This window comes from Streptomyces sp. NPDC041796, from assembly GCF_055590785.1.
Map to the genome: position 1 here is coordinate 15173 of NZ_JBVJAH010000029.1, position 15834 is coordinate 31006.

9 protein-coding genes and 3 tRNA genes are annotated in these 15834 nt (G+C 68.9%); 7 read left to right on the forward strand and 5 right to left on the reverse strand.

The window, feature by feature from the left end; all coding sequences use genetic code 11:
- Window positions 1-150 precede the first annotated feature (150 nt).
- The gene (locus ACZ6C1_RS35210) at window positions 151-702 is read left to right on the forward strand and encodes a hypothetical protein (protein ID WP_469246906.1); all 552 of its coding nucleotides are present in this window, start codon (window positions 151-153) and stop codon (window positions 700-702) included.
- Between the two features lie 340 nt (window positions 703-1042).
- Window positions 1043-5464, forward strand: a complete 4422-nt coding sequence (locus ACZ6C1_RS35215; protein ID WP_469246907.1) for an FG-GAP-like repeat-containing protein — start codon at window positions 1043-1045, stop codon at window positions 5462-5464.
- A gap of 726 nt (window positions 5465-6190) precedes the next feature.
- Here ACZ6C1_RS35215 and ACZ6C1_RS35220 read toward each other — a convergent pair.
- The 3 genes from ACZ6C1_RS35220 to ACZ6C1_RS35230 all read right to left on the reverse strand — a co-directional run bounded on the left by ACZ6C1_RS35220 (window position 6191) and on the right by ACZ6C1_RS35230 (window position 6605).
- Window positions 6191-6267 (reverse strand) — tRNA-Ile (locus ACZ6C1_RS35220).
- Window positions 6268-6454: 187 nt separating this feature from the next.
- Window positions 6455-6527, reverse strand: a tRNA-Asn gene (locus tag ACZ6C1_RS35225).
- 5 nt (window positions 6528-6532) lie between these two features.
- Window positions 6533-6605, reverse strand: a tRNA-Asn gene (locus ACZ6C1_RS35230).
- Between the two features lie 171 nt (window positions 6606-6776).
- On the opposite strand from ACZ6C1_RS35230, the gene ACZ6C1_RS35235 reads away from it, so the two are divergent.
- The 5 genes from ACZ6C1_RS35235 to ACZ6C1_RS35255 all read left to right on the forward strand — a co-directional run bounded on the left by ACZ6C1_RS35235 (window position 6777) and on the right by ACZ6C1_RS35255 (window position 12519).
- Window positions 6777-7079: a YtxH domain-containing protein gene (locus ACZ6C1_RS35235; RefSeq protein ID WP_469246908.1), complete on the forward strand. Its 303-nt coding sequence runs from the start codon at window positions 6777-6779 to the stop codon at window positions 7077-7079.
- Between the two features lie 21 nt (window positions 7080-7100).
- A complete protein-coding gene (locus ACZ6C1_RS35240) occupies window positions 7101-8540 on the forward strand; it encodes an FGGY family carbohydrate kinase (protein WP_469246909.1) in 1440 nt (479 codons plus the stop codon).
- A gap of 66 nt (window positions 8541-8606) precedes the next feature.
- A complete protein-coding gene (locus ACZ6C1_RS35245; protein ID WP_469246910.1) occupies window positions 8607-10340 on the forward strand; it encodes an ABC transporter ATP-binding protein in 1734 nt (577 codons plus the stop codon).
- Window positions 10340-12274 carry an ABC transporter ATP-binding protein gene (locus ACZ6C1_RS35250; RefSeq protein ID WP_469246911.1) on the forward strand — a complete coding sequence of 645 codons (1935 nt, stop codon included), beginning with the start codon at window positions 10340-10342 and terminating at the stop codon, window positions 12272-12274. Before ACZ6C1_RS35245 ends, ACZ6C1_RS35250 begins: the two co-directional genes overlap by 1 nt.
- Before the next feature lie 23 nt (window positions 12275-12297).
- Window positions 12298-12519 carry a hypothetical protein gene (locus ACZ6C1_RS35255; RefSeq protein ID WP_469246912.1) on the forward strand — a complete coding sequence of 74 codons (222 nt, stop codon included), beginning with the start codon at window positions 12298-12300 and terminating at the stop codon, window positions 12517-12519.
- Between the two features lie 4 nt (window positions 12520-12523).
- Here the strand turns inward: ACZ6C1_RS35255 and ACZ6C1_RS35260 are convergent, their stop codons facing one another.
- Window positions 12524-13771 (reverse strand): RNA polymerase sigma factor, encoded by a 1248-nt coding sequence (locus ACZ6C1_RS35260; protein WP_469246913.1) that lies wholly within the window; start codon window positions 13769-13771, stop codon window positions 12524-12526.
- A gap of 108 nt (window positions 13772-13879) precedes the next feature.
- Window positions 13880-15787: a DNA primase gene (gene dnaG / locus ACZ6C1_RS35265; protein WP_469246914.1), complete on the reverse strand. Its 1908-nt coding sequence runs from the start codon at window positions 15785-15787 to the stop codon at window positions 13880-13882.
- Window positions 15788-15834 lie beyond the last annotated feature (47 nt).

The following is a 15834-nucleotide window of genomic DNA, read 5'->3' on the forward strand; positions in this document are numbered from 1 at the left end:
TCACCCCGTACGACCGGGGCGGATACCTGAAGCGCATCGACTACGGCCTGCGCAAGGACGCCTTGTACACACGCAGGGCTAAGGGCCAGGTCCACTTCGGAGTCGACGAATCCCCCACCCGCTCGGCTTGGCCTGCCAGAGAGGTTGAGTATGCCCACCCCGTTCCGACGCGCCGTGGTCGCCGTGGCATGCGCTGCCGCGGTCCTCACCGGCACATCCGCGTGCGTCGACAGTCGTACAGCACCACCGCCTCCGCCGGCCAAGGCGACGGCGGCGGATCTGCACGGCACTTGGAAGGGCTGGGCGGGAAGTTCGCTGACCTTGCGCGAGGACGGCGTCGCCGAAGTGACTGACCTGGACGGCCAGGAGTTCCGGTTCGACGACGGCTGGCGCATGACGGGCACCGGGACGTGGTCGCTGTCCGGCCCGGGGCAGTACAAGGGCGGGAACACGTTGGGCGAAGGCTTTGTGGTCAGCCTCGACGTGAAGCCACGGAAGGCATCGGCTTCCCCGTTGCTGTCCCCTGCCCCGGCTTCACCCACATCTCCGGTCCCGAGCGAGGCGGCGACGCGTACGGCGCCGCCGCCGAACGCAGCGTCCTCGGACCTCGGCGTCACCAAGGACAAGACCGGCCGCTTGACGCTGTTTTTCCTGAGCTCAGACCCGGACGTGAGGGACACCTATTACCTGGTGAAAGGATGACCTGGCCGGCCCCTGGTCGAGCCCCCCGTACTCGCCCCACGCGTATTGCTCGACGGCGACCGGTCGAGAGCGAGGCACCTCGGCGCCGCGCTTGGGAGCCGAAGCCCCGGATTAGTCGCTCAGTGTGAAAGTCGCTTCACGCCCTGCCCCGTCTGGAGAACCGGCGGCGGGGGCTCTTCAAGGGTCGATGAAGCGATTCCAGCAAGGAACAACGCAAAGGCGGTCTCGGCTCGCCAATCGGATCGAAGGTCCAGCTTCACTCGAAGGCGCAAGTGAGGCATGGTGCAGGGTTCCGACTGCCGGTAGAGTCGCGGCGCTTATCCGATTTTGAGAGGTTTATATGACACAGGAGAGACCCGGATCCGGCAGATTGGGTGGGCGCCTAATAGGTGGAATTTCACTTGCCTTGGTGAGTGCAATTTCGGCGACTGGCCTCGTTCTTCTTCCACATACCCCAGCGGCAGCCGCTGCCACCACGGCAGTCGACCCCGTCGCGGAGGGCTCCCTGAGCGAAGAGGACCACGCCCTTCGGCAAGCCAAGGCTACCGGCCAGCCGTTTGAGCTGACCTCAGCGCGGACCGAGTCGTCGGACGCATGGGCGTTGCCCGACGGCACTTGGTCGGTCAAGCGACATGGCACCCCGGTGCGGATGCTGCGGGACGGAGCCTGGATCCCGACCGACCCGACCCTTGCCTTCGCTGCCGACGGCAGCGTCGTGCCGAAGGCTTCCACGGTGGCGGTGTCGTTTTCCGGCGGTGGAAGCAAACCCCTGCTCTCGGGGGTCAAGGACGGCCGTACGCTGACTCTCACCTGGCCCAAGCCGCTCCCCAAGCCGACGCTCATCGACAACGTGGCTACCTACAGCGAGGTGCTGCCAGGTGTTGACTTGCAGTTGAAGGCCGAGGTGGAGGGCTTTTCCCAGCTGTTGGTCGTAAAGACGGCGGAAGCGGCGAAGAACCCCGAACTGGCCTCCCTGAAGTACAAGTTGGACACTGTCGGGTTGAGTGTGTCCACAGACGCGACGACTGGCAGTGTCACTGCGGTGAACCCGGCGGGGGAGACCGTGTTCACCAGTCCGTCCCCCCTCATGTGGGACTCCTCCACGGCTACCTCCGGCGGGACATCGCCGCAGATACGGAGCGCCACCACCGCCTCTACGGCGACTACCACCGGATCCGTTCCAGCCGACGCCTTCGAGCCGGCCCCGGGCGCACAGGACGCCCAGATGCCGACCACCGTCTCCGGTGACACCCTGGAGATCAAGCCTGACCAGGCCCTGCTGACCGGCGCGGAAACCACGTACCCGGTCTACATCGATCCTTCGTGGGCCTGGGGCAAGCGACAGAACTGGACGCGGGTCTACAAACACTTCCCGAACACCTCCTTTTGGAACACCAAGGAAGTGGTACGCGTCGGCTATGAGGCCGAATCCGGCGGATCCGACCGGATCTCCCGGTCGTTCTTCCAGCTCGACACCGCGAACATCAGGGGCGCGACCGTCAAGTCGTCCACCTTCCGAGTGAAGAACACCTGGTCGTGGTCCTGCCAGGATCGACCGGTGCAACTGTGGCACGTCGGCCCGATCTCGTCGAGGACCACCTGGAACAACCAGCCGACCAAGATCGGCTCTTCGCCGCTGGCGACTGTGAATGATTCGAAGGGCTGGAGCAAGGACTGCGCCGCTGGCAACCTCGAGTTCGACGCGACGGCCAAGATCCGCGAGGCAGCGTCCAAAAGGTGGGCGAGTGTCAATTTCGGGCTCTACGCGTCCGATGAGGGCGACACATTCGGCTGGAAGAAGTTCGACGCGAAGACCGCGGTGCTGGAGACGGTCTACAACCACCCGCCGAAGAAGCCGACGAATCTGGGGACCCATCCCAAGACGTCTTGTGCGAACGGCGGGCGACTCGGGAACACGAGGGTCAGCGTCTACGCGAAGATCGACGATCGAGACGGTGGAAACCTCACGGCCGAGTTCGAGATCTTCAAAGCGGGTACCACCACCCCGGTCGTGAAGCAGACCATGCCCGCAAACAGGGGCCAGGTCACCACCTATCCGGTGCCCGACTCGTACCTGTCCGGAGGCGACTACACGTGGCGTGTGCGCGCCAAGGACCAGGACAACGCCTACTCGGGCTGGTCCGCCACGTGCAAGTTCTCCGTCGACCGGGCCCGTCCCAGTGCGGCGCCGTTGATCACTTCGGACGGCAATGTGTTCCCGCCCGGAGACAAGGGCTGGCCCGTAGGCACAGGCAAGGCCCGCCAGACCGGCATGTTCTCCTTCGCGCCGAACGGAGCCGAGGGAGTCGTCGAGTACGGCTACTACACAGATCATGACCCTGACGTGAAGTCGGCGATGCCGGGTGATTCGGTACCCATCACACCGCCCGGCTACGGACCGCACTTCGTCTACGCGTTCAGCGTGGACCAGGCGGGCAACCGGTCCGACACGGCCACGTACATCTACTACGCGGCCCGCGCCTTCGTCCGTGACAGCCCGCACGACCTCAATGGCGACACGCACCGCGACATCTGGAGCGTTGACTCCAACGGAACTCTGCTGACCTACGCCGGCCAGGGCAACGGCACCTTCTCGGCCGCCACCAACGGCGGCGGCGCGTCCTTCGAAGGCAGGCAAGTCACCTTCGCCGGCGACTGGGGCCAGGACGGGGCGAACGACCTCGTCGCCCTGGAGTACGACCCCATCGACATGAGGAAGAAGCTCTGGTCGTACCAGAACAACGGCAGTGGCGTCATCGCCGACGGCTCGACCGAGCTCACCGTCAGCTGCCCCCGGAACGACCCCGAGATCGGCTGCTTCGGCAACGACGAATGGACCGGGGACGACCACTGGCACAACGCCGAGCAGGTCATCGGCGCGGGTGACATCAACGGCGACGACCAGCCCGACCTTCTGGTCAAGCAGGGCAAGCAGCTCTGGGCCTACCACGGCAACCGTGCCGGCTACGACCTCGACGTCGCGGGCAACAAGCCGCCCGTCCTCGTGGGTCAGGGCGACTGGGACAAGTTCACCATCGTGGCACCCGGCGACATCAACGCCGACGGAGTCGCCGACCTGTGGTTGCGCGAGGACGCCACGGGCACCATCTGGCGCAGTTACGGGAAGAAGGGGCCCGGTGGCGTCCTCGATCCCACCACCTGGGGCAACACGGCCGGGCGAGTGAAGATCGGCACCGGCTACCCCGCCACCGCGTACCCGACCCTCGGGTCCGCCGGTGACATCACCGGCGACGTTCTGCCCGACCTGTGGGCACGCAAGGCCGACAACACGATGCTTGCCTGGCCGGGCAAGACTCCCGGTACGGACAACGTCTCTTTCGGTGCTTCTTTGGTCATCGACGGCATCACCGGAGGCACCCGTATCCCGTCCGGCACAACCCTTACCGGCGGCCAGTCCTACACCTCCCGCTCGGCCACCCTGAGGATGGGGACCGACGGCAACCTCGTCATCACCTCCAATGCCGACAAGACCCTGTGGTCCACGAAGACCGCGGGCAACGCCGGGGCCAAGGCGGTCATGCAGGCCGACGGCAACCTCGTGGTCTACGCGGCCGACAGCAGCACGAAATTGTGGGAGTCGAAGACCGCGGCGCCGGGTGGTCACGCCCTGCTGCAGGACCGCGGCAACCTTGTCGTCTACAGCGTCAAGGGCCAGAGCCAGTGGAGCTCGGGCACCGCGGTCCGGCACGACCACAACGGTGACGGCCGCAGCGACATGGGCCTGTGGTACGACTTCACCGCCGGAACGGACGCCACGTACACGGTGATGGCCAATTCCGACGGTTCCTTCCAGCTTCCGTACAAGTCGTACGCCGCCGCTGCTGGCACGTGGGAAGCCAAGTACATGAAGTTCGTCACCGGCGACTTCAATGGCGACGGCCGCGGCGACATGGCCGCTCTCACCCCGTACAGCGACACCAGCATCAAGCTGTGGACCGCACTCGGCAAGGCCGACGGTGGCTTCAACGCGCCGTTCGTGTCCTGGTCCGTCCCCAAGGGCGTGATGCACGCCAGCTACATGACTCCTCAGGCCGGCGACTTCAACGGCGACGGCCGCGACGACATCGCCGTCTGGTACGCCTACCCCGACGGCACGACCAAGCTGTTCACCTACACCGCGACGGTCAAGGGAGGCTTCAACAAGCCCGTCGACTCGTGGTCGGCACCCTCCGGTACCTGGCTGCGCAGCCGCTGCAAGTTCGTCACGGGTGATTTCAACGGCGACGGCCGCGACGACATCGGCGTCTTCTACGGCCAGGGCGACGACACGGTGCGCAACCACACCTTCCTCGCCACTGTCACGGGCGGCTTCGCCCAGCCGACATCGTGGTGGTCCAGCGGCTCCCTCGACTGGGACCGCTCCACCGCGCACGCCGGCGACTTCAACGGCGATGGACGTGACGACGCCATGATCTGGTACGACTATGCCGACGGCAGCGACAAGGTCTCCACTTTCATCGCCGAGTCCGAGCCCGACAACAGCTTCGGCTCTGCCTTCGTCTCCCTTGCCAGCGATGCGGGCAACTGGGACATCAAACGCAGTCAGCTCGTCATCGGGGACTACAACGGCGACGGCCGCGACGACATCGGCGCCATGTACCACCAGCCCGACGGCGCCGTAAAGATGTGGACCTGGACCGCTCGGGAAGACGCCAAGTTCAACGGCGCCATCGCCAGCTGGATCTACACCGCAGACCAGTGGGTCTACGCGTCCACCCGCTTCTTCAAGCCCTACAACTAATACCCGGATCGACCACGCCGCTACCGGCAGCCGAAAGGCTGCCGGTAGCGGCGTGCATCGCTTTCTCCGGACCGATACGGCCCTGGCGGACATGGTGTGCCCGCTTGGACCGATTCTGCGGAGCTGCCGGCCAGAGGCGTCCGCGCTGCACGCCGGGGCTGACGGTGCAGCATCGCTCGCGAGCCGCAGGGGCCGCACCTCGCCGATGGCGCGGGTGACAGTGGAGCGGTCCGCCTCGAACCAGCATCGTGAATGGCACGGTGTCGGAGGCTGGCGAGCATGGCCAGGAGCCGGTCGACGAGACCAACCGATACTTCGCAGCAGCGCCCACGCCCCGCCTCAGCGGCACGGACGTAGGCCTGGCCTGGTGCCGATCATGGCTCATGTCACAGATGGCTCTGTCCCAAGGCTTACGCCCTGTCCGACCCCGTTCCACCAAGGACCTGTGCGGAGCACGGAGCTTCCAGATCGGGCCGCTTCGGAGCGGCCGGATCTCCGCTGGCCGCCCAAGGTTTCCTCGTGTCTCCACAGCGTCCCCAACGAGAACGCGGGAAGACCTCTGCAGCCCCGCTGCACTCTGCTCCGGCGCTTCTCCGCAGGTCAGGAGCCATGTCGACGCCGAGGACACGCCAGGCACCAAGGTCCTGAGCAGCGGATTCACTCCGTTGCAGTAGCTTTCGCGACCCTGACCCGGGAAGAAACGTTTCCGCAGGTCAGGGCACCGCGTGGTGGGGCGGGTGGGACTCGAACCCACGGCCGACGGATTATGAGTCCGCTGCTCTAACCGGCTGAGCTACCGCCCCTTACGGCGCGTCGCGCACATTTGTGCGCGCCGTCTGCCGCAGCATAGCCGCTCATACGATCTCCTGCTCCGGATGGTCGGCAACGCACGACCATGAGGACTGCTCTGCGCCCGGGATGGTTCCCTGCGGGGACGAACCGGGGCAAAAAAGTCGGGAGAGGATCCCTGAGGACCCTCTCCCGTCATCGCTCCCCCGGCTGGACTCGAACCAGCAACCCTCCGGTTAACAGCCGAATGCTCTGCCAATTGAGCTACAGGGGATCGCGCTCCCCCGACTGGACTCGAACCAGTAACCTGCCGGTTAACAGCCGGCTGCTCTGCCAATTGAGCTACAGGGGATTGCTGCGTTGCACCGAACGTACCTACCTGGGGCGTCCCGGGCGGCGCTCGCTCGCTGCGACACATACATTAGCGCAAGCAGGGGGGTGCTCCGCCAATCGGTTCTCCGGGGTGATCTCCGGCCCTGACGGGTAGGCGGCCAGCACCGACGCCTACGGAAGGGTGGCAGCCATGCGGTACAAGCTCACGTTCGTCGTTGGAGTGGCCCTCGGTTACGTCCTCGGCACCCGGGCAGGCCGGGAGCGCTATGAACAGTTGCGGAAGTCGGCGCGGGAGTTCTCCCACAACCCGGCCGTGCGCAACGCCGCCGAATCGGCCGCGCAGACCGGGCGGGAGGTGGCCGGCAAGGCGCTGCACACGGTGAGCGACAAGGTCGGCGACCGGATGCCCGAGTCGGTGGCCGAGCGGGTGCGCTCGCTGCGGGAGCGCAGCCAGGGCAATGGCCAGGACGAGTGGGGGACCAGTAACACCTAGGGTGCGGCAGAATCTATCCCCATGGGGATAGTCGCCGGGTTGGACAGTTCGTCGGGTTTCACGCGCATCGTCGTCTGTGACACGGAAACGGGTGCGGTGCTGCGGCAGGGCTACGCGCCGCACCCCGTCGAGCCGAAGGCCACCGAGGTGGACCCGCAGGCGTGGCTGCTGTCGTTGGGCGAGGCCGCGTCGGGCGGGTTGCTCGAAGGTGTCCAGGCCATCGGGGTCTCCGCGCAGCAGCACGGGCTGGTGCCGCTGGACCGGCAGGGTTCACTGGTGCGGCCCGCTCTGGTCGGCAACGACAAGCGGGCCCAGGTGGCGGCGGCTGACCTCGTCGAGGCGTTCGGGGGGCGTCAGGCGTGGGCGGAGGCCGTGGGCTGTGTGCCGCAGTCGGCGCAGCCGGTGGCCAAGCTGCGGTGGCTGGCGCGTACGGAGCCGGAGGCCGCGGCGCGCGTGGCGATGGTGCTCCAGCCGCACGACTGGCTGGTGTGGCAGCTCCTGGGCCGGCCGGTGCGCAGGACGACGGACCGGGGCGCCGCGTCGGGCACCGGGTACTGGTCGGCGGGTACGGGTTCGTACCGGCCGGATCTGGTGGAGCTGGCGCTGGGGCACCAGGCCGCGCTGCCGGAGGTGCTGGGTCCCGCCGAGGCGGCCGGGATGACGCCGGAGGGGCTGCTGATCTCGGCCGGTACCGGCGAGACCATGGCGGCGGCGCTCGGGCTGGGGCTCGGGCGCGGTGACGCCGTCGTGTCGCTCGGGGCGTCGGGGTCGGTGATGGCGGTGCACCACGAGGCGCTGGCCGATCCGCGCGGGATGATCACGGCGTTCGCGGACGCGGCGGGGATGCACCTGCCGGTCGTGCACACGTCGAACGCGGTACGGGCGTTGCGCGGGACCGCGGAGATGCTGGGCCTGGGCGGGCTGGAGGAGCTGTCGGCGCTGGCGCTGAAGTCGACGCCGGGCGCCTCGGGGCTGGTTCTGCTGCCGTACCTGGAGGGTGAGCGCACCCCGCAGCTCCCGCACACGGCCGGGACGCTCAGCGGGCTGAGGCGCGAGTCGATGAAGCCGGAGCACCTGGCTCGGGCGGCGTTCGAGGGCATGCTGTGCTCGCTGGCGGACGCGATGGACGTGCTGCGCGGGCGGGGCGTGGAGGTGCGCCGGGTGTTCCTGCTGGGGGCGGCGGCCGAGCTGCCCGCGGTGCAGGCGGCGGCGCCGGCGATCTTCGGGGCGCAGGTGGTCGTACCCCAGCCGGCCGATTACGCGGCGCTGGGTGCGGCGCGGCAGGCGGCGTGGGCGCTGGGGGTCTCGCAGGGGGTGCTGTCGCCGCAGGCGCCGCCGGCCTGGCAGGGTGCCGCCGCCCAGGTTTTCGAGCCGGGTGAGGAACTGGCGGTGGGGCAGGCGGTGCGGCAGCAGTACGGCGCGACCCGTGAGCAGCTTCACCCCGGAGCCTTCTCCTCGTAGGGGCGTGCGGCAAAAGACCGGGAAAACCGAGTCGTCACGGGGAGCGGGTCCGGCGATAGTTGAACCGTGCTCAGACAACTTCTCCGGATCCATCTCGAGCCGTACAGACGGCCCATAGCCCTGCTGGTCGCGCTTCAGCTTCTGCAGACGTGCGCCACCCTGTACCTGCCCGCGCTCAACGCGGACATCATCGACAACGGTGTCGTGCGGGGTGACGCCGGTTACATCCTGACGTTCGGCGCGCTGATGATCGCGGTGTCGGTGGTGCAGGTCGTCTGCAACATCGGCGCGGTCCACTACGGGGCGCGTACCGCGGCGGCGCTCGGGCGGGACGTGCGGGCGGCGATCTTCGACCGGGTGCAGTCGTTCTCGGCGCGTGAGGTGGGGCATTTCGGTGCGCCGTCGCTGATCACGCGGACGACCAATGACGTCCAGCAGGTGCAGATGCTGGTGCTGATGGCGTTCACGCTGATGGTGTCGGCGCCGATCATGTGTGTCGGCGGCATCGTCATGGCGCTCGGGCAGGACGTGCCGCTGTCCGGTGTGCTGCTCGCGGTGGTGCCGGTGCTGGCCGTCGCCGTCTCCTTGATCGTGAAGAGGATGAGGCCGCTGTTCCGCACCATGCAGGAGCGGCTGGACACGGTGAACCGGGTGCTGCGCGAGCAGATCACGGGCAACCGGGTGATCCGGGCCTTCGTGAAGGACGCCTACGAGCGTGAGCGGTTCGAGCGGGCCAACGCCGATCTGACCGACGTGTCGATGTCGACCGGCCGGCTGATGGCTCTGATGTTCCCGACGGTGATGACGGTGGTGAACGTCTCCAGCGTCGCCGTGGTCTGGTTCGGCGCGCACCGGATCGACAGCGGCGGGATGGAGATCGGCGCGCTGACGGCGTTCCTGGCCTATCTGATGCAGATCGTCATGGCCGTGATGATGGCGACGTTCATGTTCATGATGGTGCCGCGCGCCGAGGTGTGCGCCGAGCGCATCGAGGAAGTGCTGCGTACGGAGTCGAGCGTGATCCCGCCGGTGGCCCCGGTGCGGGAGCTGTTGCGGCACGGGCACCTGGAGGTGCGGGGGGCGGACTTCCGCTATCCGGGTGCGGAGGAGCCGGTGCTGCGGGGGGTCGATCTGGTGGCACGGCCGGGTGAGACGACGGCGATCATCGGTTCGACGGGCAGCGGCAAGTCGACGCTGCTGGGCCTGGTGCCACGGCTGTTCGACGCCACGGGTGGCGAGGTGCTGGTCGACGGCGTGGACGTGCGTGAGCTGGACCCGGTGGTGATGGCGAGGACGGTCGGCCTGGTGCCGCAGAAGCCGTACCTGTTCTCGGGGACGGTGGCGACGAACCTGCGGTACGGCAATCCCGACGCGAGCGACGAGGAGTTGTGGCACGCGCTGGAGGTGGCGCAGGCCGCCGACTTCGTACGGGACATGGAGGGCGGCCTGGACGCGCCGGTCTCCCAGGGCGGGACGAACGTGTCGGGTGGGCAGCGGCAGCGCCTGGCGATCGCGCGGACGCTGGTGCAGCGGCCGGAGATCTACCTGTTCGACGACTCCTTCTCTGCGCTGGACTACACGACGGACGCCCTGCTGCGGACCGCGCTGGCGGCGGAGACCGCCGAGGCGACCGTGGTGATCGTCGCCCAGCGGGTGTCGACGATCCGGGACGCCGACCGGATCGTGGTCCTGGACGAGGGTCGGGTCGTGGGGACGGGGCGTCATCACGAGCTGATGGCGGGCAATGAGACGTACCGGGAGATCGTGCTCTCCCAGCTGACCGAGGCGGAGGCTGCCTGATGGCGGGGCCGGCGGGACGGATGATGGCGGCGTCGGGGGGTCCCGACCAGCGGTCGATGGACTTCAAGGGGTCGGGCAGGCGGCTGCTGCGGCAGTTGCGGCCGGAGAAGGCCACCCTGTGGCTGATGCTGGCGGCCGGTGTGCTGAGCGTGGCGCTGTCGGTGGTGGGGCCGATGATCCTGGGCCGGGCGACCGACCTGATCTTCGCGGGGGTGGTCGGGCGCGGGATGCCGGACGGGCTCACCAAGGAGCAGGCCGTGGCGGGGCTGCGGGCGGACGGGGACGACGGGCTCGCGGACATGCTGTCGGGGGTGGACTTCGTCCCGGGGCACGGCATCGACTTCGACGCGGTCGGCGGCGTACTCCTGATCGTCCTGGTCGTGTACCTGGCGGCCGGGCTGTTGATGCTGGTGTCGACGCGCATGTCGATCCGGGTGATCAACCGGACGGTGTACCGGCTGCGGGAGGACGTGCAGGCGAAGCTGGAGCGGCTGCCGCTGGCGTACTTCGACCGGGCCAAGCGCGGTGAGGTGCTCAGCCGGGCGACGAACGACATCGACAACATCTCGCAGACCATGCAGCAGACGATGGGGCAGCTGATCAACTCGGCGCTGACCATCGTCGGGGTGCTGGTGATGATGTTCTGGATCTCTCCGCTGCTGGCGCTCGTCGCGCTGGTGACGGTGCCGCTGTCGGTGGTGGTGGCGACCAGAGTCGGCAAGCGGTCGCAGCCGCACTTCGTGCAGCAGTGGAAGTCGACGGGGCGGCTGAACGCCCATGTCGAGGAGATGTACACCGGGCACGCGCTGGTGAAGGTCTTCGGGCGGCAGGACGAGGCGGCGGCCGACTTCCGCGAGCAGAACGAGGCGCTGTACGAGGCCGGGTTCAGGGCCCAGTTCAACAGCGGGGTCATGCAGCCGCTGATGTTCTTCATCTCCAACCTGAACTATGTGCTGGTGGCGGTGGTGGGCGGGCTGCGGGTGGCGTCCGGGACGCTGTCCATCGGTGACGTACAGGCGTTCGTCCAGTACTCGCGGCAGTTCTCGATGCCGCTGACGCAGGTGGCGTCGATGGCGAACCTGGTGCAGTCGGGGGTCGCGTCGGCGGAGCGGATCTTCGAGCTGCTGGACGCGGAGGAGCAGGAGCCGGACACCGCCGGAACCGCCGGGCTCCCCGCGCGGTCGGAGGGGCGGGTGACGCTGGAGAAGGTGTCGTTCCGCTACGACCCGGACCGGCCGCTCATCGAGGACCTGTCCCTGTCGGTGGAGCCGGGGCAGACGGTCGCGATCGTCGGCCCGACGGGCGCCGGCAAGACCACCCTCGTCAATCTGCTGATGCGGTTCTACGAGGTGACCGGCGGGCGGATCCTGCTGGACGGGGTCGACGTGACGGAGATGACGCGGGACGAGCTGCGGTCCCGGATCGGCATGGTGCTCCAGGACACCTGGCTGTTCGGCGGCACGATCGCCGACAACATCGCGTACGGCGCCTCGCGTGACGTCTCGCGGGAGGAGATCGAGGAGGCGGCGCGGGCGGCGCACGCCGACCGGTTCGTCCGTACGCTGCCGGACGGGTACGACACCGTCATCGACGACGAGGGCGCGGGTGTCAGCGCGGGTGAGAAGCAGCTGATCACCATCGCGCGGGCGTTCCTGTCGGACCCGGTGATCCTGGTGCTGGACGAGGCGACGAGTTCCGTCGACACCCGTACCGAGGTGCTCATCCAGAAGGCGATGGCGCGGCTGGCGCACGGGCGGACGAGCTTCGTCATCGCGCACCGGCTGTCGACGATCCGAGACGCGGATGTGATCTTGGTGATGGAGAATGGGGCGATCGTCGAACAGGGCTCCCACGAGGAGCTGCTGGCGGCGGAGGGGGCCTACGCCCGTCTGTACGCGGCGCAGTTCGCGCAGGCGGTGGCGGAGGTCGACTGACGGAACGGAACGGGGAGGACGAAATGGCGGAGAAGGACACGGGCGCGGTGGAACCGGGCGGGCGCCCGGCGGTGCCCGCCGTCGCGCTGTGGATGCCGATCGGGCTGGCCCTGGGCATCAGCCTCGGTCAGCTCTCCGGCAACGTGGGCATGGGCATCGGTCTGGGCATGGCCATCGGTGCCGGGCTCGGCGCCGGCATCGACGCGGCGCAGCGCCCTAAGAGGGACGCCGCGGGCGACTCGTGACGGCTCAGTCCAGGTAGCCGCGCAGCTGGTCCGCGAAGGCGTGGTCCCGCAGCTTGTTGAGGGTCTTGGACTCGATCTGGCGGATGCGTTCGCGCGTCACGCCGAAGATCCGACCGATCTCCTCCAGGGTGCGGGGCCGGCCGTCGACCAGGCCGTAACGGAGCTGGACGACCTTGCGTTCGCGTTCCCCGAGCGTGGACAGGACCGCCTCCAGGTGCTCGCGCAGGAGGAGGAACGCGGCGGATTCGACGGGGGACGCGGCGTCGCCGTCCTCGATGAGGTCGCCCAGGGCGACGTCGTCCTCCTCGCCCACCGGGGCGTGCAGGGAGACCGGCTCCTGCGCCAGGCGCAGCACCTCGCCGACCCGCTCGGGCGCCAGGTCCAGGTGGGCGGCGACCTCGTCGTGGGTGGGCTCACAGCCGCGTTCCTGGAGCATGCGGCGCTGGACCCGTACGACCCGGTTGATCAGCTCGACGACGTGGACCGGGACGCGGATGGTGCGGGCCTGGTCGGCGAGGGCGCGGGACATGGCCTGGCGGATCCACCAGGTGGCGTACGTGGAGAACTTGTAGCCGCGCGCGTAGTCGAACTTCTCGACCGCCCTGATCAGGCCCAGGTTGCCCTCCTGGACGAGGTCGAGCATGGTCAGTCCGCGGCCGACGTACCGTTTGGCGACGGAGACGACGAGGCGCAGGTTCGCCTCTATGAGGCGGCGCTTGGCCATGCGGCCCATGACGACCAGCCGGTCGAGATCCAGGGCCAGTTGGGAGTCGAGGTCGGGGGTGTTCGCGAGCTTCTCCTCGGCGAACAGGCCGGCTTCGACGCGGCGGGCCAGTTCGACCTCCTCGGCGGCGGTGAGGAGCGGTATGCGGCCGATTTCGCGGAGGTACTGGCGGAAGAGGTCGGAGGAGGGGCCGCTGCCGGTGGCTTCGGCGACTGCGCGGCTCCGGCCCGGAGGCGCCTGCTCGGGTTCGTCCGGCTCCGGTACGGCGTCGGGCAGGGTTTCCGGGTGGTGCGGCGGAATGCCCTGGACGGGGACGGCGACGGCCGTGGCCGTGGCCGGGTCGATGTCGGTCAGGGTCTGGGTCTGCACGAGGGCGACCTCCAGGGTGATCGCTGCCGGTTCGGGGGCGTGCGGCAGCGGGACGGCGGCGGCCGGGCCGCTGTTCTCCGTCCCGTACTCGATGAGCGGATCCGCGGGGGTGAGAGGCCCACTGTCGGTGGACCGGCCGCGCTCCGAGGACTCAGGCACCGCACCCAGTGTGGGGTACGACACATCACCGCCAGTAGGGGCGTGCGACCACTTTTTGCTACCGATCGGTGACGGGGCGCGGTGAGGGCGGGTGCCCGGCCCCGGGGGTTACAGGGCGGCGGCGCCGTGGTTGCGGAGGGAGCGGGCGTACTGCTCCAGGACCCACAGCTCGTTCTGGACGGCCGCGAACCGGTCCGGGTCGGCGTGGGCGCCGAGGCGGGCGAGGGAGCCCTGGACGTCGCGGATGCGGCGGTCGACCGCGCGGAGGCGGACCTGGACGAGCTGGTCGCCGGCGTAGGTCTCGTCGATGGTGCGTCCGTGGATGACTTCCACGGCCAGCTCGGTGACCAGCGCGCGGACCGTGTCGTCGGGGGCGGCGTCCCGGACGCGTGCCAGGTACGCGGCGGCGTCGCTGATGCCCTGTTCGGCGCCGCCCGCGTCCGCGATGGTCTGGCGTACGGCGGCGTAGGGCGGGGCGGTGAACTCGTCGGCGCCGTACGCGTCGAAGGCAGGGGAGACCAGGGCCGGGTACTGGAGGGCGAGCTTGAGCAGTTCGCGTTCGGTGCGGTGGGCCGGGCTGCGCAGGTTCAGCGCGGGGCCCGAGGGAAGGGGGGCCCGCATCGCGGGGGACGCGGCCGGCGTGGGGCGGGCGGAGGCGGGCGCGGGGCCCCGGCCGCCGCGGTCCCTGGCCCAGCGGGCGAACTGGGCGACGCGCTTGACGACGAACTGGGTGTCGAGGATGCCGAGCATGCCCGCGAGCTGGACGGCGACCTCGTGCTGCGAGGCGATGTTCTTGATGCGGGCGACGATCGGCGCGGCCTCGTCGAGGGCGGCGGCGCGGCCGGCCGGGGTTTCCAGGTCGTACCGGTTCACGATCTGGCGCAGCGCGAACTCGAAGAGCGGGGTGCGGGGCTCGACGAGGTCGGCGACCGCCTCGTCGCCCTTGGCGAGGCGCAGCTCGCACGGGTCCATACCGTCCGGCGCGATGGCGATGTACGTCTCGGCGGCGAACTTCTGGTCGTCCTCGAAGGCCCGCAGCGCGGCCTTCTGGCCGGCGGCGTCACCGTCGAACGTGAAGATCACGCGGGCGGAGCCGTTGTCCATCAGCAGCCGGCGGAGGATCTTGATGTGGTCGCCGCCGAAAGCGGTGCCGCAGGTGGCGATGGCGGTGGTGACGCCGGCGAGGTGGCAGGCCATGACGTCGGTGTAGCCCTCGACGACGACGGCCCGGCTGGACTTGGCGATGTCCTTCTTGGCCAGGTCGATGCCGTACAGCACCTGGGACTTCTTGTAGATCGGTGTTTCGGGGGTGTTGAGGTACTTGGGGCCGTTGTCGTCGTCGCGGAGCTTGCGCGCGCCGAAGCCGACGACGTCGCCGCCGACGTCCCGGATGGGCCACATCAGGCGGCCCCGGAAGCGGTCGATGGGGTTGCGCCGGCTCTCCTGGGCGAGCCCCGAGACGAGCAGTTCCTTGTCGGAGAAGCCCTTGCCGCGCAGGTAGCGGGTGAGGTGGTCCCAGCCGGCCGGGCTGTAGCCCACGCCGAAGTGCTGGGCGGCGGCCTGGTCGAAGCCCCGTTCGGCGAGGAACTTCCGCCCGATCTCGGCCTCGGCGCTGTCCAGCTGGTCGACGTAGAACTGGGCGGCGGCCTTGTGGGCCTCGATCAGCCGGATCCGCTCGCCCCGCTGGTGGCCGGGGTTGTACCCGCCCTCCTCGTACCGCAGGGTGATGCCCGCCTTGGCGGCGAGGCGCTCGACCGTCTCCGAGAAGGAGAGGTGGTCGATCTTCATCACGAAGGCGATGGTGTCCCCGCCCTCCTGGCAGCCGAAGCAGTGGAAGAGACCCTTGCTGGGGCTGACCTGGAAGGAGGGGGACTTCTCGTCGTGGAAGGGGCACAGGCCCTTGAGGTTGCCGCCGCCGGCGCTGCGCAGCTGGAGGTACTCCGATACGACGGCGTCGATCGGGACCGCGTCCCGTACCGCCTTCACGTCGTCGTCGTTGATCCTGCCGCCTGCCACGCGTAAATCTTACGGGGGCTTCGGCGGTCGCCCGGCGGGGAACGGGG